Source organism: Nocardia wallacei, assembly GCF_029868745.1.
Taxonomy (GTDB): domain Bacteria; phylum Actinomycetota; class Actinomycetes; order Mycobacteriales; family Mycobacteriaceae; genus Nocardia; species Nocardia wallacei_B.
The window spans coordinates 1-21,525 of the sequence record NZ_JARWOP010000205.1 but is presented as its reverse complement, the minus strand read 5'-3'; the positions used below and the strand labels follow the sequence as shown (position 1 = coordinate 21,525).

Annotated in this window: 20 protein-coding genes; 13 read left to right on the top strand and 7 right to left on the bottom strand. The window is 70.2% G+C overall.

Going from position 1 to position 21,525, the window contains the following annotated elements:
• Window positions 1-238 precede the first annotated feature (238 nt).
• The 6 genes from QH470_RS16855 to QH470_RS16830 form a co-directional block, all read right to left on the bottom strand.
• Window positions 239-1,435, bottom strand: a complete 1,197-nt coding sequence (locus tag QH470_RS16855) for a Cmx/CmrA family chloramphenicol efflux MFS transporter (RefSeq protein WP_280273316.1) — start codon at window positions 1,433-1,435, stop codon at window positions 239-241.
• A gap of 109 nt (window positions 1,436-1,544) precedes the next feature.
• The gene (locus QH470_RS16850) at window positions 1,545-2,117 is read right to left on the bottom strand and encodes a TetR/AcrR family transcriptional regulator (RefSeq protein ID WP_280273315.1); all 573 of its coding nucleotides are present in this window, start codon (window positions 2,115-2,117) and stop codon (window positions 1,545-1,547) included.
• Window positions 2,118-2,158: 41 nt separating this feature from the next.
• Window positions 2,159-3,154, bottom strand: coding sequence for an oxidoreductase (locus QH470_RS16845; protein ID WP_280273314.1), 996 nt, complete (start codon window positions 3,152-3,154; stop codon window positions 2,159-2,161).
• A gap of 28 nt (window positions 3,155-3,182) precedes the next feature.
• Window positions 3,183-5,102, bottom strand: a complete 1,920-nt coding sequence (locus tag QH470_RS16840) for a hypothetical protein (RefSeq protein WP_280273313.1) — start codon at window positions 5,100-5,102, stop codon at window positions 3,183-3,185.
• 80 nt (window positions 5,103-5,182) lie between these two features.
• Window positions 5,183-5,968, bottom strand: a complete 786-nt coding sequence (locus QH470_RS16835; RefSeq protein ID WP_280273312.1) for an enoyl-CoA hydratase/isomerase family protein — start codon at window positions 5,966-5,968, stop codon at window positions 5,183-5,185.
• Window positions 5,969-6,068: 100 nt separating this feature from the next.
• Window positions 6,069-7,139 carry a DNA polymerase IV gene (locus QH470_RS16830; RefSeq protein ID WP_280273311.1) on the bottom strand — a complete coding sequence of 357 codons (1,071 nt, stop codon included), beginning with the start codon at window positions 7,137-7,139 and terminating at the stop codon, window positions 6,069-6,071.
• Between the two features lie 63 nt (window positions 7,140-7,202).
• Here QH470_RS16830 and QH470_RS16825 point away from each other — a divergent pair, with 63 nt between their 5' ends.
• From QH470_RS16825 to QH470_RS16815, 3 genes are all read left to right on the top strand, one after another.
• A complete protein-coding gene (locus tag QH470_RS16825) occupies window positions 7,203-7,787 on the top strand; it encodes a TetR/AcrR family transcriptional regulator (protein WP_280273310.1) in 585 nt (194 codons plus the stop codon).
• Window positions 7,784-8,221 carry a PaaI family thioesterase gene (locus QH470_RS16820; RefSeq protein WP_280273309.1) on the top strand — a complete coding sequence of 146 codons (438 nt, stop codon included), beginning with the start codon at window positions 7,784-7,786 and terminating at the stop codon, window positions 8,219-8,221. The genes QH470_RS16825 and QH470_RS16820 overlap by 4 nt, the downstream gene beginning before the upstream one ends.
• Window positions 8,222-8,370: 149 nt before the next feature.
• The gene (locus QH470_RS16815) at window positions 8,371-9,684 is read left to right on the top strand and encodes a glycosyltransferase 87 family protein (protein ID WP_280273308.1); all 1,314 of its coding nucleotides are present in this window, start codon (window positions 8,371-8,373) and stop codon (window positions 9,682-9,684) included.
• Between the two features lie 73 nt (window positions 9,685-9,757).
• Here QH470_RS16815 and lon read toward each other — a convergent pair whose 3' ends face one another.
• Window positions 9,758-12,109, bottom strand: a complete 2,352-nt coding sequence (gene lon, locus QH470_RS16810; RefSeq protein WP_280273317.1) for an endopeptidase La — start codon at window positions 12,107-12,109, stop codon at window positions 9,758-9,760.
• Between the two features lie 270 nt (window positions 12,110-12,379).
• Here lon and QH470_RS16805 point away from each other — a divergent pair, with 270 nt between their 5' ends.
• From QH470_RS16805 to QH470_RS16760, 10 genes are all read left to right on the top strand, one after another.
• The gene (locus QH470_RS16805; protein WP_280273307.1) at window positions 12,380-12,880 is read left to right on the top strand and encodes a pyridoxamine 5'-phosphate oxidase family protein; all 501 of its coding nucleotides are present in this window, start codon (window positions 12,380-12,382) and stop codon (window positions 12,878-12,880) included.
• Between the two features lie 40 nt (window positions 12,881-12,920).
• A complete protein-coding gene (locus QH470_RS16800; protein WP_280273306.1) occupies window positions 12,921-13,328 on the top strand; it encodes a YciI family protein in 408 nt (135 codons plus the stop codon).
• Complete coding sequence (locus QH470_RS16795) at window positions 13,325-14,470, top strand: RNA polymerase sigma factor (RefSeq protein WP_280273305.1); 1,146 nt, start codon at window positions 13,325-13,327, stop codon at window positions 14,468-14,470. The genes QH470_RS16800 and QH470_RS16795 overlap by 4 nt, the downstream gene beginning before the upstream one ends.
• Before the next feature lie 147 nt (window positions 14,471-14,617).
• A complete protein-coding gene (locus QH470_RS16790; RefSeq protein ID WP_280273304.1) occupies window positions 14,618-15,625 on the top strand; it encodes a zinc-binding dehydrogenase in 1,008 nt (335 codons plus the stop codon).
• A 78-nt stretch (window positions 15,626-15,703) separates the two neighbouring features.
• Window positions 15,704-17,059, top strand: a complete 1,356-nt coding sequence (locus QH470_RS16785) for a DUF445 domain-containing protein (protein WP_280273303.1) — start codon at window positions 15,704-15,706, stop codon at window positions 17,057-17,059.
• 57 nt (window positions 17,060-17,116) lie between these two features.
• On the top strand, window positions 17,117-17,938 hold the full coding sequence (locus QH470_RS16780) for a TIGR03084 family metal-binding protein (RefSeq protein ID WP_280273302.1): 822 nt from the start codon (window positions 17,117-17,119) through the stop codon (window positions 17,936-17,938).
• 430 nt (window positions 17,939-18,368) lie between these two features.
• The gene (locus QH470_RS16775; RefSeq protein ID WP_280273301.1) at window positions 18,369-19,061 is read left to right on the top strand and encodes a hypothetical protein; all 693 of its coding nucleotides are present in this window, start codon (window positions 18,369-18,371) and stop codon (window positions 19,059-19,061) included.
• 39 nt (window positions 19,062-19,100) lie between these two features.
• Window positions 19,101-20,285 carry an L-2-hydroxyglutarate oxidase gene (gene lhgO / locus QH470_RS16770; protein ID WP_280273300.1) on the top strand — a complete coding sequence of 395 codons (1,185 nt, stop codon included), beginning with the start codon at window positions 19,101-19,103 and terminating at the stop codon, window positions 20,283-20,285.
• A gap of 87 nt (window positions 20,286-20,372) precedes the next feature.
• Complete coding sequence (locus QH470_RS16765) at window positions 20,373-20,864, top strand: SRPBCC family protein (RefSeq protein WP_280273299.1); 492 nt, start codon at window positions 20,373-20,375, stop codon at window positions 20,862-20,864.
• A 10-nt stretch (window positions 20,865-20,874) separates the two neighbouring features.
• On the top strand, window positions 20,875-21,447 hold the full coding sequence (locus tag QH470_RS16760) for a ribonuclease H family protein (protein WP_280273298.1): 573 nt from the start codon (window positions 20,875-20,877) through the stop codon (window positions 21,445-21,447).
• Window positions 21,448-21,525 lie beyond the last annotated feature (78 nt).

Sequence of the window (21,525 nt, the reverse complement as noted above, 5' to 3'; positions counted from 1 at the left end):
TCTGCTACGCCGGCAACATGGCCTGATCGCCCCCGCGGCGAGCGCTATTCAGCTCGCCGTGAAGCCGCCAGGTTCGGCGCTGGTCCTCGGAGGTGGTCAGGCCGGTCTGCGAGAAGACCACATCGGTCGCGCCCGCGGCCCGCGGGGCGCCGCCCGCCCCCGCCGCGCGGCGCCTGTGCCCGGGGGGGGGGCCGGTCGTCCCCCCGAAAACTGTCGGGAGAAGGGGTCTCCAGCCGGGTCAGGCGTCGGCTGCGGCGGGCTCGCGTTCCGATGACGCACTCGCGTCGCCGGATTCCTTGCGGGCCAAGGCATTCGACCAGCCGACCACTCCCAGCGCCGCCACCCCCAGCGCCGCGCCGATCCACGCCACCGCCGGGTAGCCCATGCCCGCTCCGATGGCCAGGCCACCGAGCCAGGGACCGGCGGTGATGCCGACGTTGAACGACGAGACATTACCCGCGGCGCCCAGCGTCGACGCGGCCGGAGCCAGCGTGAACACCCGGCTGTTCAGTACCGGGTTGACCCCGAAACCGAAGGCGCCCAACAGGAATACCAGCACCACGACCGGCGCGACGAAGTGCGCGGTGAGCGCCAGCAGCACCGAGGTCAGGGTCAGGCCCGTGACACCGACCACCAGCGTCCGCGACGGATGCGCGTCGGCGGTGCGGCCGCCGAGGACGATGCCGATCACGCCGCCGAGACCGTAGACGGCCAGCACGACCGGAACCCAGCCCTCGGCCAGTCCCGTCGTCTCGGTCAGCATCGCGCCCAGGTAGCCGAAGGACACCAACAGGGCGGAGGTGGCCAGCATGGTGGTGCCGTAGAGCAGCCACACCGGCGCGGTGGCCAAGGCGCGCAACTCTTCCCGGATCCGCGGCACGTCGGTGCGGCGCGCATCGGGCACCTCGAGGAGCACGCCCACCATGGCGAGCGCCGTCAGCACCGCGACCGCCCAGAACGCCGCGCGCCAGCCCAGATGCTGTCCGATGAAGGTGCCCGCGGGAAGTCCGGCGATGGTGGCGACCGTGAGGCCACCGGCGACGACGCTCATCGCCTTGCCGCGCGCGTTGCCCGGAACCAGGCCGACGGCGGTCGCGGCGGCCACCGACCAGAACCCGGCATAGACGAACGCCGCTACGGCGCGCGTGCCGAACAGCACCCAGTAGTCGGAGGTCAGCGCGCCCACGACATGCGCGGCGAGGAATACCGCGAGGAAGGCGAGCAGGGCGGTGCGCCGCGACCACCGCTGCGTCGCGACGGCCAGGACGGGCGCCCCCACCAGCATGCCCAGCGCGAAGGCGGAGATCAGCAGTCCGGCCTGCGGCACGGAAACCCCGAGGTCGCTCGACATTTCGGTGAGCAGTCCCGCGAGCATCAGCTCCGAGGTGCCCTGGGCGAAGATGGACAGCCCCAGGATATAGACGGCCAACGGCATGGCAACCGGCCTCCCTTTCTTTTTGGATCGTTCAGTTCAAAACAAGGGCACACGAAAGCGCCCGGCTCCCATCGGTTTTCGGTCCGCCGGACGGCGACCTACCGCGGCATCACAGACAGCTCAGCGCGACATTCGCGATGGCCTCCAGCGTCGCGCGGTCCGCGCCGCCCCGCGCCGACACCCGCATGCCGCCGATCGTCGCGACCACGAAATGCGCGAGATCGGTTGCGCTGCGGGCATTGTCGATCTCACCGGCGCGCTGTCCGGCCTCGATCATGGCGGTGATCGCCGTCATCCGGCGCTCCAGGTCGGCCCGCAGCAGCCTCGTCACTTCCGGATCGCGCCCGCCGAGTTCGACGGTCGCGTGCACGACCAGGCATCCCAGTGGGTCGTCCGCCGGGGCGTCGACGATTTTCCACAGCAGTGACCGCACCTTGTCCCGCGCCGTCCCGGGCTGGTCGACCAGGGCGAAGGTGTCGGAGTTCTTGCTTGCCATGTACTGCCGCAGCGCTCGCTCGTACAGCTCGTGCTTGCCCGCGAAGGTGTTGTAGATGCTGCTGCGGCCCAATCCCGTCGCGGCGCACAGGTCCTGCGTGGAGGTGCCTTCGTAACCGGCCTCCCAGAACGCGCGCATCGCCGCGTCCACCGCGCGCTCCTCGTCGAATTGCCTGGGTCGTGCCATACGAGGAGGGTAGCAGTTTTAGATAGATCAGTCCAAAACTGTCAGAACTCCCCGGCGACGCCGAGCACCGTGCGGCCCGAATGGCGTCCCGCGCGGATCGCGTCGAGGACCTCGGCCGCCCTGGTCACCGGCGCGTAGTTCTCGTAGTCCGAAAGATGCCGCGGCTTCAGGTCTTTGCCCAGGCGAGCCCACAGTTCGCGACGCTGGTCGATCGGGAACTGCACCGAATCGATGCCCAGCAGCGCGACGCCGCGCAGGATGAAGGGCATGACGGTGGTGGGCAGTCCGGTGCCGCCGGTCAGGCCGCTCGCCGCCGCGGTGCCGCCGTAGCGGATCGTGCTCAGCACGTGCGCGAGGGATTTGCCGCCGACGCTGTCGACCGCGCCCGCCCACTGCGCCTTGGCCAGCGGCCGCGGCTTCGCGTCCGGATCCTCCGGCAGCCGTCCGATCACGGACTTCGCGCCGAGGGCGGCCAGCCGCTCACCCGCATCGGTCTTGCCGGTCGATGCCACCACCTCGAAGCCGAGGCCGGCCAGGATGTCCACCGCCACGGTGCCGACGCCGCCGGTCGCGCCGGTGACCAGCACCGGGCCCGCGTCGGGTGTCAGGCCGCGGTCGAGCAGGGCCTGGACGCTCAGTGCGGCGGTGAAGCCCGCGGTGCCGAGGGCCGCGGCCTCCCGGGTGGTCAGCCCGTCCAGCTTCACCACCCACTCGGCGGGGACACGGGCGTATTCGGCGAAGCCGCCGTTGTGTGCGACACCGATGTCGTAGCCGTGCGCGATCACCTGATCGCCCGGTGCGAAGGCGGGATCCTCGGAGGCGACCACCTCGCCGGTCACGTCGATGCCGGGGATGATCGGGTAGCCGCGCACGACGCCGCCGCCCGGGGTGACGGCCAGCCCGTCCTTGAAGTTGGCACTGGAGAAGTGCACCTTGATCGTCACCGTGCCGGGACCGAGGAAATCGTCGCCGACCTCCTCGCGCACCAGTTCCACGCCGCCGTCGGTCTCGTGTGCCACCATCGCCCAGAACTGCATGGGTCCGAGGATAGAGGGTCGGCGCGCCTCAGCGGTCGTAGGACGCGACGCCGACCGGCCCCGCGCCGACGCAGAGGTCGAGTCCTGGTGTGCGCGAGGCGATCCGGAGCGCGGACCCGCCGCCGACCAGCCGGACGAACACCGTGTGCAGGCCCGCCCGGATCGGCACGGAGACGACGCGGCCGTGCTCCATGCCCGCGACGACGCGGCCGTCCCGGTTCGCGAAATAGTTCAACTGGGCGGTCCAGCCGTTGTCGAGCATGGGCCCGTCGAGGGCGAGTTCCACCGATGCCTCGCCCTCGATGCGGTATCCGCAGCCGGGCTCCGGACCCGGCCGGATGCCGCGATTCCACCACACCTGCGCCGGGACGATCTCGCCGCTGTCGGTGATCATTCGCAATTGCGGCGTCGAGTCGGCGAACGCATCGGGGGCGACGGGCGCCAGCACTCGGCTGGCCAGGTTCTGCGGATACGCCAGCGGAGTCAGCACCGCCCACGGCACCTCCTGGTCCAGCAGCGCAGGCCCACCCTCGGCAAGATCCGCCCGCACGGTGGTGAGATAGGTCCGCGCCGGGCTGACCGCCCACGATCTCGTGAAGGTCCCCGTCGACCACAAGCTGCTCGCCACGAAAGCGACCGTCAGAGCCACCACGCCCACCCGAGCCCGGGCACGCCACGTGGCCCGGCGGGCGCTCGCCGAATCGTCGGTATGGAGGGGCGGCGCGGCGGCCTCGGGACCGCTGGCGGTGCGGCGGGTCCGGGGGTGAGCACGGAGTAACAGGGCAGCGGCGGCGGCGAGGACGACCGCGACGTCGGCGAGGTAGCGCAGCGACTGCATGAGTTCGGCGGCGGTGTTCGGGCCGCCTCGGATCAGGGCGATCGGGAGTTGGGCGGCTATTACGTAGGCGGCCAACAGGATCCAGACCGGGATCACGCGCGCGCGGAACCGGATCGAGAGCAGGACCGCGCCGCCGAGGGCGATCCACGACAGCACGACGGCCCAGCCCGGCGGCACGGCCCACGGCGTGGACGGCAGCCACCGGGCCCACGACCACGGTCCGCCCAGCAGGGTCGGCACGATGCCCAGTGAGGTGGCGCTGTGCAGCAGGTCCCGCAGATTCGCGGGGTCGCCGCGGACGGCGGAGGTGTCGAGCACCGCGAAATACGCGGCCGCCCAGCAAGTCAGCACCACCGCCGAACCCGCCCACAGCGCGGCGGCCCGCCGGACCACCGCCCGCATCGCCCCGGACCGGTGGTCGATATGACCGGCCAGCGCGGCCACGGCGAACGCGACGAACGGGATCACCACGCATTTCTCGAAGAACAGCAGCCCGGCGGCGAAGACGGCGATGCCCGTGAGCGCGTAGCGCCGCCGTCCGGTGCGGACCAGCAGCACCGCGTCGCCGATCACCCAGGCCAGCGCCGCTTGCAGCGGCAAGGCGTCGAGCGCGGCCGCCCACCAGGCGAACGACGGCAGCGTCAGCGGGCAGAAGAGGTAGAAGACCAACGGCAGCAGGATGTTCCAGCGGGCATTGCGCCACCCCGGAGCGCTGGACGCCCCGGCCCGGCCCGTATCGAGCACGATCAGCATCCGGAGCACCGCCACCGACGCCGCCGCTTGCAGCACCAGCAGCGAGACCACCGGCCCGGCCCAGTCCAGCGGGGCCACCGCCGTGACCACCCAGGCGACGACGAAGGCCAGCGGCATGAAATGCCCGTCGTGGCTGTGCAGCAACAGGTCCGAGGACAGCAGCGGTTCCGTCCCGGCGCGGCCGACAAGAATGAGGTCGTCCCAGTAGAAGAATCCGCTGCCCGCCACCCAGCCGCGCACGCCCAGCTGCGCCACGACGAGGACGGCCGCGACCGCGATCGGCGGCACGCGCCGGACGTCCGCCGTCCCGCGCCGGACAGACCCGTACTCCGGTGCCACGGCCGGAGCGACGCTCATGGCCACCCACCGTAGTGCGTCCGAATCCCCGTCACAGCCGGGCGGCGACCCCGGAAGCGCTTGATGTGTCGCCGTCGAGTTCAGTCGAAGCTTGGGGTGCGCTTGTTCAGGAAGGCGTCGATACCCTCCTGGCCGTCGGGGGAGTCGGCGCAGGTGGAGATGAAGGCGGACTCGCGGGCGAGTTGTTCCTCCAAGTTGTGGCTGGAGCTGACCAGGAGCAGCTTCTTCACGTTGGCGTTGGCGTGCTTGGGGCCCGCGGCGAATCGCTCGGCCAGTTCCGCTGTCGCCGTGGGGAGTTCGTCGTCGGGGACCACACGGTGCACCAGGCCCCAGTCCAGCGCCTCCCCGGCGGAGAGGGCGCGGTTTGTGAGCATCAGATCCTGGGTGCGGCGCAACCCGATCAGACGCGGCAGATAGTAGGAGGCGCCGCCGTCGGGGCTCAGGCCGGCGCGGGTGTAGGCCATGGTGAACGAGGCCGACTCGCCCGCGATCACCAGATCGCCGGTGACGGCCAGGCTGAACCCGGCTCCGGCGGCGACACCGTTCACGGCGGTGATCAGCAGCGCGTCCATGCGCGCGAACGAGGAGATCGCCTGGTGCAGATCGTCGGCCAGCCCCTTGACGTACGCCCCGGCGCCACCGCCCTGCGCGGCCATCGCCTTCAGATCACCGCCGGCGGAGAAGAACTTGCCCGCGCCGGTCAGCGTGACCACCTTGAGCGCCGGGTCGTCGGCACACAGGCTCGCCAGCTGCGCCAGCTCCTTGCCGAGCACGTGGTCGATGCCGTTGGCCGAGGTCGGCCTGTTCAGGGTGATCCGGGCGATACTGCCGCTCTGTTCGAACCGCAGGGTCTGGTACTCGGTCATGCGCTGCCTTCCGTGAAGTGTCCTGCTGTCTGATCTTGCCGCACGCATACGGTTCGAAACCGCGCCCGGGCTCGATCCGTTCGGATCGGCGGGGGCGGCCTCACTGCGGGACCAGTTCGAGGCGAACACCGAGCAACCGGATCGGCCGATCGAGTTCGAACCGGTCCAGCACCTCCCGGGCGGCTTGCACGATCTCGTTCACATCGGTGGTGGGAGCGGGCAGCTTGCGCTGTTTGGTGCGGGTGTAGAAGGTGTTGCTGCGCACCGTGACTCCGACGCGATGGGTGACGCGCCCGGCCGCCGCCATCTCCTCGGCGACCTCCGCGGCGAGCCGCTCGACCTGGGCTCCGATCTCGGCGCGATCGGTGAGGTCCCGCGGAAAGGTCTCGGACTTGCTGCGGCCCACCGGAATTCGCGGTTCGGTAACCACATCGGTGTCACCGGCGCCCTGGCCGAGCAGCCACAGATACGGCCCGGTGGACGGCCCGAACTCGGCGGCCAGCACCGCGCGATCGGCGGCGGCCAGCTGCGCCACCGTCTCGATGTCCAAGTCCGCCAGCCGTTTCGCGATGCGGGCGCCGATGCCCCAGAGCGCGCTGGTCGGGCGGTGTGCCATCAGTTCGGTCCAGTTGTCGGCGGTGAGCCGGAAGACACCCGTCGGCGAACCGGCCGGGGCCCCCGCGCCCGGATCACCCTTGCCGACGGACTTGGCGAAGCCGGTGGCGAGCTTGGCCCGGAGCTTGTTGTCGCCGATGCCGATCGAGCAGGTCAGGTCCAGGGTGGCGACCGCGGCGCGGATCTCGGCGGCCAGCCGCTCCGGGTCGTCGACGTCGGCAGCCAGGAACGCCTCGTCCCAGCCGAGCACCTCGACCCGCCCCGGGAAGGTCCGCAGCAGCGACATGACCTCCTCCGACGCCTCCTCGTAGGTGGCCATGTCCAGCGGCAGGAAGACGGCCTCGGGACATTTGCGGGCCGCCGCGCGCAACGCCATCCCCGCCCGTACCCCGAATGCCCGAGCCGGGTAGGACGCGCAGGTCACCACCTTGCGCGGTTCGTCGGGATCGCCGTTGCCACCCACGATGACCGGCCGTCCGCGCAGTTCCGGGTGGCGGCGGAATTCCACCGCGGCCTGGAACTGGTCGAGATCCACGTGCAGCAGCCATCGAGGCATGAAAACAGTCTGCCCGGTCCGTAGGTATTGCACTATCCGTGATTACCGAACTAAATTCTGTTTGTGAAGATTCGAGATCGGTTGCTGCTGGCGGCCGAGCGGCAGTTCGCGGAGAACGGGGCGCTCGACGCCACCCTCACGCAGATCCGCGATGCCGCCGGGGCCAGCGTGGGGGCGCTGTACCACCACTTCCCGGACAAGTCGGAGCTGTATCGGCAGGTGTGGGCGCACGCGCTGGCCGATTACCAGCGCCATTTCTGGGCGGCGGTCGGCGACAGCGCCGACGCCCGGGCCGGGGTCACCGCCGGGGTGGTCGAGCATCTGCGCTGGGTGACCGAGAACCAGTACCGCGCGAAGGTGCTGACCTCGGCCCGGCCCCCGGGTGTCCGCGAGAGCGACAGCAACCGCGAGTTCCTGCGCGATGTGGCCCGCTGGTGGCGCACCCACGCCGGCTACGGCGCGGTGCGTGACCTCGAATTCGATCTGCTCTACGCGCTGTGGCTGGGCCCGGCGCAGGAGTACTCCCGGCACTGGCTGGGCGGCGAGATCCGCACGGCCCCCGCCGAGGTGGCGCCCGAACTGGCCCGCGCGGCCTGGCAGGCGCTGCGCGCACCCCGACCCGACGACGAACCCGGAGCCGACCGATGACGACCGCCCTCGATATCGACACCGCCCGCGCGGTGCTCGCCGCCCAGCCGTTCAGCCGCCTGGTCGGCGCCGAGATCACCGCCTACGACGAGAGCGGGATCACCCTGGTGATCCCGCTCCGCCCGGACCACGGCCAGCAATTCGGTTACGTGCACGGCGGCGTGCTCGCCTACGCCGCCGACAACGCGCTGACCTACGCCGCCGCGCTCGCCCTCGGTCCGAACGTGCTCACCGGCGGCTTCACCATCACCTATCTGCGCCCGGCGAGCGGTGTCCGGCTGCGCGCGCAGGCGCAGTGCACCGGCGCCACCCGGCGGCAGGCGGTGTGCCGGTGCGAGATCTTCGCCGAGACCGAGGACGGCGAATCGGTGCTGGTCGCCGCCGCCCAGGGCACCACGCGCGCGGTGGAACGAGAACTGTCCGGCGGCAACTGAATTCCCGCACTCCGGCCGTCGCCGGCGTGCCGGTGGCGTACGCCACGATTCGGCCCCCGGCAACCGGGGCATGTAGAGATCCGACCGAGTAGTTAGGTTGGGAACTCGGCAACGGACATGCGACAGGTCGGGGAACGAAGTGATAGCAGGTGAGTGAGGAAAAAATCGAATACGGCCCGCGGCCGGCCGAGCTGTCGCACCTGCGCATCACCCTGTTCGCGCTCGCCGGCACCGCCGTGCTGGCGGTCGTGCTGGTGTTCACGATGGTCGACCCGTGGCTGGACAGGGCGGGCATCCTGGACGGCGGGCTCGACGCCCACATCTATCGCGACGGCGCCTGGCGGATCCTGCACGGCCATCCGCTCTACACGGAGTCCACGTTCTTCGGCCTGCTCTACACCTACACGCCGTTCTCCACGCTGGCGTTCATCCCCATCGCCCTGTTTCCCTGGGGCTGGGTCACCAATACGTGGATGGGGATCAATCTCGCGGTGCTGTTCGCCTGCATCGTGCTGAGCTGGCGGATGCTCGGTTACCGCTTCGACCGGCGGCTCGCGGCGGTCAGCGCGCTGCTGGCGCTCACCCTCGTGTTCATCGAACCGGTGCGGACCACGCTGTACTACGGGCAGATCAACCTCATGCTGATGGCGCTGGTGCTGTGGGACTTCTCGCGCGGCGACCGCAGCCGATTGCGCGGGATCGGCGTCGGTGTGGCGGCCGGGATCAAGCTGGTTCCGCTCTATTTCGTGGTGCAGTTCGTGGCGATGCGGCAGTGGCGCTCGGCCCTCACGGCGGCGGGCACGTTCCTGGGCACCATCGTGCTGTCGGGACTGGTGCTGCCCGGAGATTCGCGGCAGTACTGGACGTCGACGTTCTTCCAGTCCAATCGGATCGGCGAGGACGCGCATCCGGCGAACCAGTCCATTCGCGGCGCGATCGCGCATCTGCTCGGTACGCATTGGGCGCCGATGTGGCTGTGGATCCTGGTGGCGGGCGGTGTCGCGCTGCTGAGCCTGGCCGTCACGGCGGCCTTGCACCGGCACGGTGAACGGCTGCTCGCGGTCACCGTGGCGGGGATGACGGCGTGCGCGATCTCGCCGTTCGCGTGGGGACATCACTGGGTGTGGTTCGTGCCGCTGCTGGTCTATCTGGCGCATCGGGCGCAGACGCGGCCGGTGTGGTGGATCGCCGCCGTGGCCCTGGTGCTCTCGATCGGGGCGTGGACCTATCAGTGGAGCCCCACCTGGGTCAGCGTCGGGATATTCCTGCTGCCGCCGTGGTGGACGATCGCGCCGGTGCTGATGAACGCCTACGTCCTGATCTACGCGGTGGTGCTGGCCGGGTCGGGGGTGTTGCTGTGGCGGCTGCGGCGCGAGAAGCGCAGTGCCGCAGCGGCTTCCGTCGAGACCGTGGTCCCGGCGCCCGAGGTGGTGGCCGTCCCGCAGGGGACGGATGTCGCTTAGGTCAACGTGAAAAGGGGCCGTGCACTCTCGTGCACGGCCCCTTTTTCGGTCTCCGGACCGGATCAGGCGGTGATCAGGCGGAGGCGGCCAGCGGCCGATCGTAGGCCGGTTCGGCGACCGGCTCGATGGCGTAGGCCAGGATCTCCGCCACGTCGGCGACGGGCCGGACATCCAGCGCCGCCAGCACTTCCGCCGGGACCTCGTCCAGATCCGGCTCGTTGCGGGCCGGGATGAACACGGTCTTCAGCCCGGCGCGCTGGGCGGCCAGCAGCTTCTGCTTCACGCCGCCGATCGGCAGCACCCGGCCGTTCAGCGTGACCTCGCCGGTCATGCCGACATCGCCACGCACCTGCCGGTCCAGCGCCAGCGACACCAGGGCCGTGACCATGGTGACGCCCGCAGACGGACCGTCCTTGGGCACCGCGCCCGCGGGGAAGTGGATGTGGATGTTGCGGTCCAGCATCTTCGGCTCGATGCCGATCTCCTCCAGGTGCGAGCGCACATAGGTCAGGGCGATCTGCGCGGACTCCTTCATGACGTCACCCAGCTGTCCGGTCAGGGTGAGCGCGCGCTCGCCCTCGGCGGCGTTGGCCTCGATGTAGAGGACGTCGCCGCCCGCGCCCGTCACCGCCAGGCCCGTCGCCACGCCCGGGACCGCGGTGCGTTCCACCGAGTCCGGGGTGAACCGGGGGCGGCCCAGGTAGTCCTTCAAGTCGCCGAGACCGATGGTGAGTGGCTCGGAAGGTGAAGGGACAGCGGGCGTTTCGGCTTCGACCAGCGCGTCGTAGCCCAATTCCGGGTCGTAGCCGAGGGTTTCGCCGCCCGACAGCCGAGTCGCCGCCTTGCGCAAGGCCTTCGCGATCAACCGCTCCATCTGCCGTACACCCGCCTCGCGGGTGTAGTTCGCGGCGATTTCGCGCAGCGCCTCGTCGGTGATGGTCACCTCGTCGGCGGTCAGCGCGTTGCGTTCCAGCTGCCGGGGCACCAGGAAGTCGCGGGCGATGGCCACCTTGTCGTCCTCGGTGTATCCGTCGACGGTGATCAGCTCCATGCGGTCCAGCAGCGGGCCGGGGATCGTCTCCATGACGTTCGCGGTCGCGATGAACAGCACGTCGGACAGGTCCAGATCCAGATCGAGGTAGTGGTCGCGGAACGTGTGGTTCTGCGCCGGGTCCAGCACCTCCAGCAGCGCGGCCGCCGGGTCGCCCCGGAAGTCGGCGCCGACCTTGTCGATCTCGTCCAGCAGGACAACGGGATTCATCGAACCCGCCTCCTTGACCGCCCGCACGATGCGGCCGGGCAGCGCCCCGACGTAGGTGCGCCGGTGCCCGCGGATCTCCGCCTCGTCGCGCACACCGCCCAGGGCGACGCGCACGAACTTGCGGCCCAGCGCCCGCGCCACGCTCTCCCCGAGCGAGGTCTTGCCGACACCGGGCGGACCGGTCAGCACCAGCACCGCGCCGGAACCGCGACCGCCCACGACCTCCAGGCCGCGCGCCGCCCGCCGGGCCCGCACCGCCAGGTACTCGACCATGCGATCCTTCACCTCGTCCAGACCGTGGTGATCGGCGTCCAGCACCGCGCGGGCGGCCGAGATGTCGGTCGAGTCCTCGGTTTTCACCGTCCACGGCAGTTCCAGGACGGTGTCCAGCCAGGTGCGGATCCAGCCCGCCTCCGGGCTCTGGTCGCTGCCGCGCTCGAGCCGGTCGACCTCGCGCAGCGCGGCCTCGCGGACCTTGTCGGGCAGGTCGGCGGTCTCGACCCGGGTGCGGTAGTCGTCCGCGCCGTCGGGCTCGTTCTCGCCCAGCTCCTTGCGAATCGCGTTGAGCTGCTGGCGCAGCAGGAACTCGCGCTGGGACTTCTCCATCCCCTCGCGCACGTCCTCGCTGATCTTCTCGGTGACCTCGACCTCGGCGATGTGGTCCTTGGTCCAGCCGATCAACGTGTTCAGGCGGGCGGCGACGTCCGGGGTGTCGAGCAGTTCGCGCTTCTGCTCGTCGGTCAGGTAGGGCGCGTAGCCGGCGGTGTCGGCCAGCGCGGAGGGGTCGGTCAGCCGGTTCACCGCGTCGATGACCTGCCATGCCTCGCGGCGCTGCAGTACGGACACGACCAGCTTCTTGTATTCGGCCGCAAGCTCTTTCGTGCGGCCGTCGGGCGCGGCGGTCTCGACCGGTTCGGCCTCGACCCAGAGCGCGGCGCCCGGACCGGTCACGCCGTGCCCGATCTTCGCGCGCTGCTCGGCCTTCAGCACGGCGGCGGGTGCGCCACCGCGCATCCGGCCGACCTGCTCGATGGTCGCGACCACGCCGTAGGCGGCGTAGCCCTCGGACAGGCGCGGCGCGAGCAACACGGAATCCAGGTTCGCGGCCCGCGCCGCGTCGATGGCGGCCTGCGCCGACTCGTCCAGCTCGATCGGCACGACCATGCCCGGCAGCACGACCGGATCGGTCAGGAACAGCACCGGTAGGCGTTGTGGGGTAGTCACAGGTTTCAGCCCCTTCCAGAGTTGAGCGTCACCTACTCAACCTCATACCCCCCGTCCTTGTTCCGACCTGCTGTTCGCCCCCGGCGAACGCCGGTCCGAAAAATAGTCGAAAGTTTTTCGCCAAGGCCGTCGAGAACTCCCGAACGGCTCCGTCCCAGGGGTACGAGCAGCCGAACGGGCCTCGACGACACCGACGAAGGAGCGACCATCATGCAGCAGAACGAGATCACCGCGATCCTGAACCGACCGATCAGCCAGGAGCTGCTGGCCCGCGATCTGCTCCGGATGGCCTACGTGGCCAAGGACGGCACGCCCCGCAATATTCCGATCGCCTTCGTCTGGAACGGCTCCCGGATCGTCGTCTGCACCACGAAGAATGCCCCGAAGCTGGCTTCGCTGCGGCACAATCCCGAGGTCGCGTTGACCATCGACACCGAGGTGCATCCGCCGCAGATCCTGCTCCTCCGCGGTCGCGTGGAGGAACTGGATGTGGTGGACGGCATCCCGGAGGAGTACCTGCAGATGAACGGCAGCTACGAGATGACGCCCGAGCAGCGGGTGGTGTGGGAGGCCGAGGTCCGCTCGCTCTACGACGGCATGGTCCGGATCGTCATCACCCCGACCTGGGCCAAGCTCATCGACTTCGAGACCACGCTGCCCAGCGCGGTCGAGGAACTGGTCCAGCGGCGGGCCGAACGCCAGCACGCCTGAGACCGACCGAAATAGCCCACAGCGAACCGAGGAGAACATCATGGCCAAGTACCTGCTGCTCAAGCACTACCGGGGCGCCCCGGCACCGACCAACGAGGTGCCGATGGACCAGTGGACGCCGGAGGAGGTCACGGCCCACATGCGATACATGGAGGACTTCATCAAGCGACTCGAGGGCACCGGCGAGTTCGTCGACAGTCAGGCGCTGGCCCCGCAGGGCGCGTTCGTGCGCTCCGACGGCGCGGGCCGCCCGCCGGTCACCGACGGCCCGTTCGCGGAGACCAAGGATCTGATCGCCGGATGGGTGACCATCGACGTCGAGACCTACGAGCGGGCGCTCGAACTGGCCGGAGAGCTGTCGGCGGCCCCGGGCGCGGGCGGGCGGCCGATCCAGGAGTGGCTCGAGGTACGACCGTTCTTCTCCGAGTTGCCCACGGTCACCGAGTGAACGAGGCACTGCTGCGGGAACTCGTGCCCGCGGTGATCGGCGTCCTCGTCCGCCGCGGGGCCGACTTCGCCGCGGCCGAGGACGCCGTGCAGGAGGCGCTGATCCGGGCATTGGAAACGTGGTCGGACGACCCGCCGCGCGATGCGAAGGGGTGGCTCGTCGCGGTCACATGGCGCAAGTTCCTCGACGCGACCCGCGCCGAAACATCACGGCGCGGAAGGGAACTCGCCGTGGAGGACGAGCCCCCGGCAGGTCCGGTGCCCGCCACGGACGACACGCTGTGGCTGTACTTCCTGTGCGCGCACCCCGCCCTGCCCGCGGGGTCGGCCGTCGCGTTGACCTTGCGCGCGGTCGGCGGACTCACGACCCGGCAGATCGCCACGGCCTATCTCGTCCCCGAAGCGACCATGGCGCAACGGATCAGCCGGGCCAAGCGGCGCATCGCGGACCTGCCGCTCGACCGGCCCGGCGACCTCGCGACGGTGCTGCGCGTGCTCTACCTCGTCTTCAACGAGGGCTACGGCGGGGACGTCGACCTGGCGGCCGAGGCCATCCGGCTCACCCGCCAGCTCGCGGCCACGACCAACGAGCCCGAGGTGTCGGGGCTGCTCGCGCTGATGCTGCTGCACCACGCTCGCCGGGCGTCGCGCACCGCGCCCGACGGCCGCCTGGTGCCGCTCGCCGAACAGGACCGAACCCGTTGGGACACCGGCCTGATCGCCGAGGGCGTGCTGATTCTGCAGGCCGCGCTGGCCCGCGACCGGCTGGGCGAATACCAGGCCCAGGCCGCCGTCGCCGCCCTGCACGCCGACGCCCCGAGCACCGCCGAGACGGACTGGGTGCAGATCGTGGAGTGGTACGACGAACTGCTCCGGCTGACCGACAGCCCGGTGGTCCGCCTGAACCGCGCGGTAGCGGTCGGCGAGGCCGACGGTCCCCGGGCCGGACTCGCCGCCCTCGCCGAACTCGACCCGGACCTGCCCCGCCACACCGCCGCCCGCGCCTACCTCCACGAACGCGCCGGCGACCTCGAACAGGCCGCCGCGCTGTACGCCGAGGCGGCCCGAGCCGCCACCACGCTCCCCGAACACGCCCACCTCACCCGCGAAGCGGCCCGTGTCCACCACCTGCTGAGCCCCTGATCCCACGCCGGATATTTCGCCGATCCGGGACGAGCGCCTGTGGGAGGTCGTGTACTTCCCGGCGGGGTGAGGTGTTGAATCGGGTGCGGACGGAAATGTCCAGCGCCGCACACGGGTACGGCGACCGACGACCACCGCGAGGAGCCGATGATGCTGGCAGGACGCCTTCACCTGGGACCGGAACGCCGACTGGAGCTGGCGGAGGTCCCGGTGCCGGAGCCGGGGCCCGATCATGTGCTGATCAAGGTCGAGGCGGCGGGCGTGTGCCTGTCCGACGTGCACCTCATCGACGGAACGCTGACACCGCTGTTCCTCAACGGCGACACGGTCACGCTGGGCCACGAGGTGGCGGGCACCGTCCACACCCTCGGGCCGGGCGTGACCGGGCCGAAGGTCGGGGACCGGGTGTTGTTGCAGGCCGGTGAGCAGCGCAACGGCGCGGTCTACACGCGCGGCGTCGACTACGACGGCGGCTGGGCCGAATACGCGCTGGCCCGCACCGACACGCTGGTGCCGATTCCCGACGATCTGCCGTTCGAGCAGGCCTGCTTCATCCCCGACGCGGTGTCCACGCCGTGGGCCGCGATCACCACCACCGCGGAGGTCCGGCCCGCCGAACCGGTCGGCGTCTGGGGCGTGGGCGGGCTCGGCGCGCACGCGATCCAGTTGCTTCGCCTGGTCGGCGCGGCCCCGATCATCGCGGTGGATCCGCTCCCGGCCGCGCGGCAACGCGCCCTGGAGTTCGGGGCCGACCTGGCTTTCGATCCCGCCGAGCCGGATCTGCGCACGAAGATCTACGCCGCCACCCACGGCACCGGCCTGGCCGCGGCATTCGACTTCGCGGGCGTCGCGGCGGTGCGTGAGCAGGCGGTGGTGTGCCTGGGTCCCGGCGGGCGGCTGGTGCTGGTCGGGCTGACCGACAAGCCGATCACCGTCACCGGCGGCACCGCGTTCAGCTTCTTCGGGCAGCAGTTGCGCGGGCACTACGGCTCGTCGCCGGAGCACGTCGATCAGCTGGTGCGGCTGCAGAGCCTGCACCGCATAGATTTCGCCCGCTCGGTGAGCGCCGTGGTGCCGCTGGCGGACGCCGAGAAGGCCGTGCACGCGCTGGAAGCCAAGCAGGGCAACCCGATCCGCATCGTGCTGAAGCCGTAGCGGCCACCCGTGCCCGCCTGTCCGGTTTCGGGATAGGCTCGTCCGAAATCTCCGTACGGCTCTAGGGGGACCCAGACGATGACGACACTCGCGGCTGGAGTGTTCATCGACTGGGAGCAGTTGACCGGCCAGTCGAAGTTCGTCGTGGATCTGGTGACGTTCCCGGTCTTCAGCGCGATCGCCGGTTGGCTCACCAACTGGACCGGCGTGCTGATGCTGTTCTGGCCGGTCTACTTCCGCGGCATCCGGATTCCCGGTCTGCCCCTGCTGTATCCGTACTTCCCGCGCCGGGTGCAGGTGCTGCCGACGTTCTCCGGCGACGGGAAACGGCTGGGCTTCCAGGGGTTCATTCCGGCCCGCGCGGAGAAGATGGCCAGCATCTGCGTCGACATGGCCATCATGCGGATCGGCAGTCCGCGGGATTTCATCCACGAACTCGACCTGGAGGGGATCGCCGACTACATCGCCGAGGTGGCCCGCAAGCAGGTGCGGGCGATCGTGGACGAGATGATGTACCGGGAGAATCCGGAGCTGTGGCGTGCGGTGCCGCGCTCGGCCCGGCAGATCCTCTACCAGCGGGTGGAGCGAGAGCTGCCGGCGCTGACCCGCCGCGGTTTCGAGCGGCTGGGCGACAATGTCGATCAGCTCATCGACATCAAGAGCTTCGTGATCCGCTACCTGCAGACCAATCCGTTCATCCTCAAGGACCTCACCACCACGATCGCGGCGCCCGAACTGCGCTTCATGGTGCGCATCGGGCTGCTGGGCGCGCCGTTCGGGCTGCTGCTGGCGCTGTATCTGCAGGTGCACCACGACATTCCGGTGATCGGCTGGATTCCGGCGTGGCTGATCATCCTGGCGGCGGCCGCGGCGATCGGCGTGATCGTCAACGTCTTCGCGATCAAGATGGTGTTCGAGCCCGGCGATCCGCAGCCGCGCTACCGATATCTGTGGAAGCAGGCGCTGCTCGCCAAGCGGCAGCCGCAGGCCGCGGCGGACCTCGCCCACATCCTGGCCTATCAGGTGCTGACGCTCCCCAACCTGGCGAACGAGTTGCTCGACGGGCCCAACGGCGACAAGACCCGACAGCTCATCGAGCGTCTCATCGCCGACGAGATCTACCGCCAACTCGGCCCCACCACGTCGGTGGTGCGGGCGGCGTTCGGCCGCCGCCAGTTCGACAACCTGAAGGTGGGCGCGGCCGGTGCGGCGGTCGGCCTGGCGCCGAGCCTGGTCGAGGACGAGGCGTTCGCGCTGGAGCAGGCCGAGAAGATCGACGAGTTCGCCGCCCGCAAGCTGCAGGAACTCACGCCGGGCGAGTTCATGGAGATGTTCTACGCGTCGGTGGAGCAGGACGCTTGGCTGCTGTACCTACACGGCGCACTGCTCGGTTTGGCCGTCGGCGGCGTGCACCTGGTGTTGTTCGGCTGGTGAGGCAATAACAAGCACGCGCGCTTGCATTTTTCGAGCCCGATTGCGATGCTGAGGCGCGTGAACGAGGACCGACCGCGCACGACGGGTTCCGCCGATCTCGAGGCCCTGCTCGCCGACTTCGACGCCGAATGCGCGGAACTCGACGCGCTGGTCGCACCGCTGCCCGAGGCGCGGTGGGCCGACCCGACGCCCGCGCCCGGCTGGACCATCGCCCATCAGGTCGCGCACCTGACCTGGACCGACGAGGTCGCGACGGTGTCGGCGACCGATGCCGCGGCCTTCGCCGAGCTGGTCCGCGCCGCCGAGCCGAAGGCCTTCACCTTCGTCGACGAGGCCGCCGAGGAGGCCGCCGCGACACCGCCGACGGCCCTGCTCGAGCGCTGGCGCCGCGGTCGCACGGCACTCACCGACGCGCTGCGCGCCGTGCCCGCCGGGACCAAACTGCCCTGGTTCGGGCCGCCGATGAGCACGGCGTCGATGGTCAGCGCCCGGCTCATGGAGACCTGGGCGCACGGTCAGGACGTGGCCGACGCGCTGGGTGTGCGCCGCACCGCGACCGCGCGGCTGCGCAATATCGCCCATATCGGCGTGCGCACCAGGAACTTCGCCTATCTGGTGCACGGGCGGACCGCGCCCAGCACGGAGTTCCGCATAGACCTGGCCGGACCGGGCGGGGAGACGTGGAGCTGGGGCCCGGCGGACGCCGCCCAGCGAGTTTCCGGCACCGCCCTGGATTTCTGTCTGCTGGTGACGCAACGCCGCCACCGCGACGATCTGACGCTGACGACCGTCGGGGCCGAGGCCGCCGAATGGTTGACCATCGCGCAGGCCTTCGCCGGGCCCGCCGGATCGGGCCGTGCCGCAGGGCAATTCGCGTAAGGCCGGTCCGAAGGCGGGGGTCGCGGGGCGGTTGCGGCACGCTGGGAGCTGGCGGGCGCCGACTTTGGGTGCGCCGTGCCTGTGCCGACCGGACGCCATTGGCCGGAGGTAAGAGTTGGCAGTCGAAGCAAGCGCTCCGCCAGCTAGATGACTGTTTACCCAGGCGTTCTCGACTGGAAACGCCTGCCACACAAAGTAGTCGGATTTCTCCCGATATCGGGATTTTGCCCCTCGATGCCGGAGATTGCCGGGTCAGCGGGTGGAAATTGCACTCCGAAAGACGCATGTGCGGCGGATGGTGTTGTGATCTTGACCGCACCCGCCCGATGAGGTACCGCGCGGCACAGTAGCCTGGACATGCGAACGACTTTCAACGGTGTGGGTCGACGCCCGTAGCGGGGAACAAGGGGAACGGAAAGGACGCACCGTGATGTCGCAACACCCAGCTACGCAACGTCGCAGCAGTCGGCAACCGGCCCAGATCTTCCAGCACACCGCCATCGTCTTCGCCGGCATGGCCTCCATCGGACTGACCGTCGCCGCCGGCACCTACATCGTCAATCAGATCGCCGAGTCCACCCGGCCGCCCGCCGCCGAACTTCCCGCGCCCGCGGCCGCGCCGCCCGCCGGGACGCCGGAATCCGCGCCCGCCCGCGAATTCCCGCGCGGCACAGCGGTTTCCGGTCTCGTGGGCTTGGTGGCCGAGAGCCGCCCGCTCCCGGCGCAGCCCGTCATGCCGCCGCCCGCCGCGGAGCCGGACCGCGTGCTCGATCGGGCCGTGGCGCCCGCCGTGCCCGCGCAGGCGCCGGTGCGGCGGCCCGGAATGGGCGGGCAGTTGCCGCTGCCCGGCAATACCTACGTCGGCGCGAATGTCGCCACCGGCCAACCGGATTCGGTCTCGATGACCGTGGACACGAATGTGTTCACGGTTTTCGCCGACCGCCTCGGCGACGGTTCGCGGCGCACCACGAACGAAATCACCCGGCTGCGTACGGATCTCGACACCAAGAGCGGCGAAGTGACCTTCGCCGTGTCGGATCCGCGGCTCGGTCAGCACGACGTGCGGTGGCAGCGGCACGCCCGCCCCGCCATCGTGCCGGAGGGTGACAACGAGACGGCCTGACGCAGTCGGCCCCGCCCGGTCTTGTGTGAGACTGCTGGCGTGTACGACTACTGCGTGATCGGCGGCGGCATCGTCGGAGTGGCGACCGCACGCCGGATCCTCGAGCGGCGGCCGGGCGCGAGCCTACTGCTGGTCGAGAAGGCAACGGCGCTCGCCGCACACCAGACCGGCCACAACAGCGGGGTGATCCACTCCGGGATCTACTACGAGCCGGGCAGTCTCAAGGCGCGCTACTGCCGCCGGGGTGCGCGGTGGACGAAGGAATTCGCTGCCGCACACGGCATCCCGCACCGGGTGTGCGGAAAGTTGCTGGTCGCCACCGATGCCGCCGAACACGAGCGCATGCTGGCGTTGTACGAGCGGTCGGTGACCAATGGCGTCGAGGTGGAACGGATCGACGCCGCCGAACTGGCGCGGCGGGAGCCGCATGTCACCGGTGTCGGCGCCCTGTACGTACCCGACACCGGCATCGTCGACTACACCCGCGTGACCGAGGTGCTGGCCGAGCGGGTGCGCGCCGCGGGCGGCGACATCATGCTCGGCGCCGAGATCACCGCGATCGACGAGAACACCGACGCGGTAACGGTTTCCGGCCCCGCCGGTACCTGGCGTACCCGCCGCCTGGTGGTGTGCGCCGGACTACAGGCCGATCGCATGGCGCGGCTGGCCGGATTGCCGATCGCCCTGCGGATCGTGCCGTTCCGCGGCGAGTACTACCAACTGCCGCCGGAGCGCTCGGATCTGGTGCGCACGCTCATCTATCCGATTCCGGACCCCGAATTGCCGTTCCTCGGCGTGCATCTGAGCCCGACCGTCGACGGCGGGCTGACCGTGGGCCCGAACGCGGTCCTGGGCCTGGCCCGCGAAGGCTATCGCAAGGGCAGCCTCGATCTGCGCGATGCCCGAGAAGTGCTGGGCTACCGGGGCTTTCACCGCGTCGCGGCCGGTAATGTGCGCACCGGACTGCGGGAACTGCGCAATTCGCTGTTCCGGCGCGGCTATCTGGCGCAGTGCCGAAAATACTGCCCGGAGCTGACCCTCGCCGATCTGCTGCCGCGCGAGGCGGGCATTCGCGCACAGGCGGTGCTGCCGGACGGCACACTGGCACACGACTTCCTGATCGAACGCACCCCGCGCTCGGTGCACGTGCTCAACGCGCCGTCTCCGGCGGCCACGTCGGCGCTGCCGATCGCCGACCACATCGCCGATCGATTGGACGATTGATCGATCGTCCCCGGTTTGCCGATAACCGTTCAATAAAGAGGATTCCTGTAGTACTTTTGTCGGCAGCCGTGGAACAGGGAGCAGCCTATGGGCCACATCAGGTACGCGAGCGATGTCGGTGCGCCGGTGGAGGTCGCGTTCACGTACACGGACAACCACGTGTACGTGCCGGACTGGATGTTCGGCGTCGCGGCCTTCGAGCCGGTCGGCGAGACCGGCCACGGGCCCGAGGCGCTGTTCACCGCCACCGTCCGCCTGGGCCTATGGCGTTCCGCGGTCGAGTGTGTCATCAGCGAGTACCGCCACAACGCGGTCATCGGGTACACGCTGCGCAGGCGCCGGCCGGGGAAGGTGGCGCCTGCGCTGGGCACCCTGACGCTGCGTTTCGATCCGCTCGGCTACGGACGGTCCGTACTGACCTCGGAGGCCGACTACCGTCCGGCCCGCGGCGTGACCGGGCGCTCGAGCGCGCGGCTGATCGACGCCGCGGTCCGTACGGCGGTCCGGCGCAGCGAATCGCAATTACGCAGGGAGATAGAGCAATTCCACGATACCGATCTTGTCGGTCGGATTGCGTAGGGTACCGGTCATGATCATCGTGAGCACGGACGGATCCTGCCTGCGCAATCCGGGCGGCGCCATCGGCTGGGCCTGGGTCGATCATCAGGGCACCACGGCCAGCGGCGGCGCGGCCAGTGGTACCAATCAGGTGGCCGAGCTACGTGCGGTACTGGAGGCGATCGTCGCGCACCCCGGGCCCGAGCCGTTGCTCATCGAGAGCGATTCGCTGTACGCGATCAAGTGCGCGTCCGAATGGATCTCGGGCTGGCGGCTCAACGGCTGGCGCACCTCGACGGGCGGCGCGGTCAAGAATGTCGAGCTGGTACAGCACATCGACCACCACATCGCCTCCCGGCCGGGCCCGGTCCGGTTCCGCTGGGTCCGCGGGCACGTCGGCAACTATTTCAACGAGCAGGCCGACAAGCTCGCGGGCGAGGCCGCGCGGGCGGCCGCGGCGACACCGGATGCCGCCGCGTCCGGCATCTCCGACCTGCCTCCGCTGGTGCCGGTCGGCGCGGTGGCGGCGCCACCCGCACCGGTGGCGCCGAAGCCGGCCGCGCCCGAGCAGCCCGAGCCGTCGGAATCGCTCACACTGTTCTGAAAAGGAAAGGGGGCCCACCGGATTTCCGGTGGGGCCCCGGAACGATCGCGCGATCTAGCCGCCCGGCTGGGGTGCGGG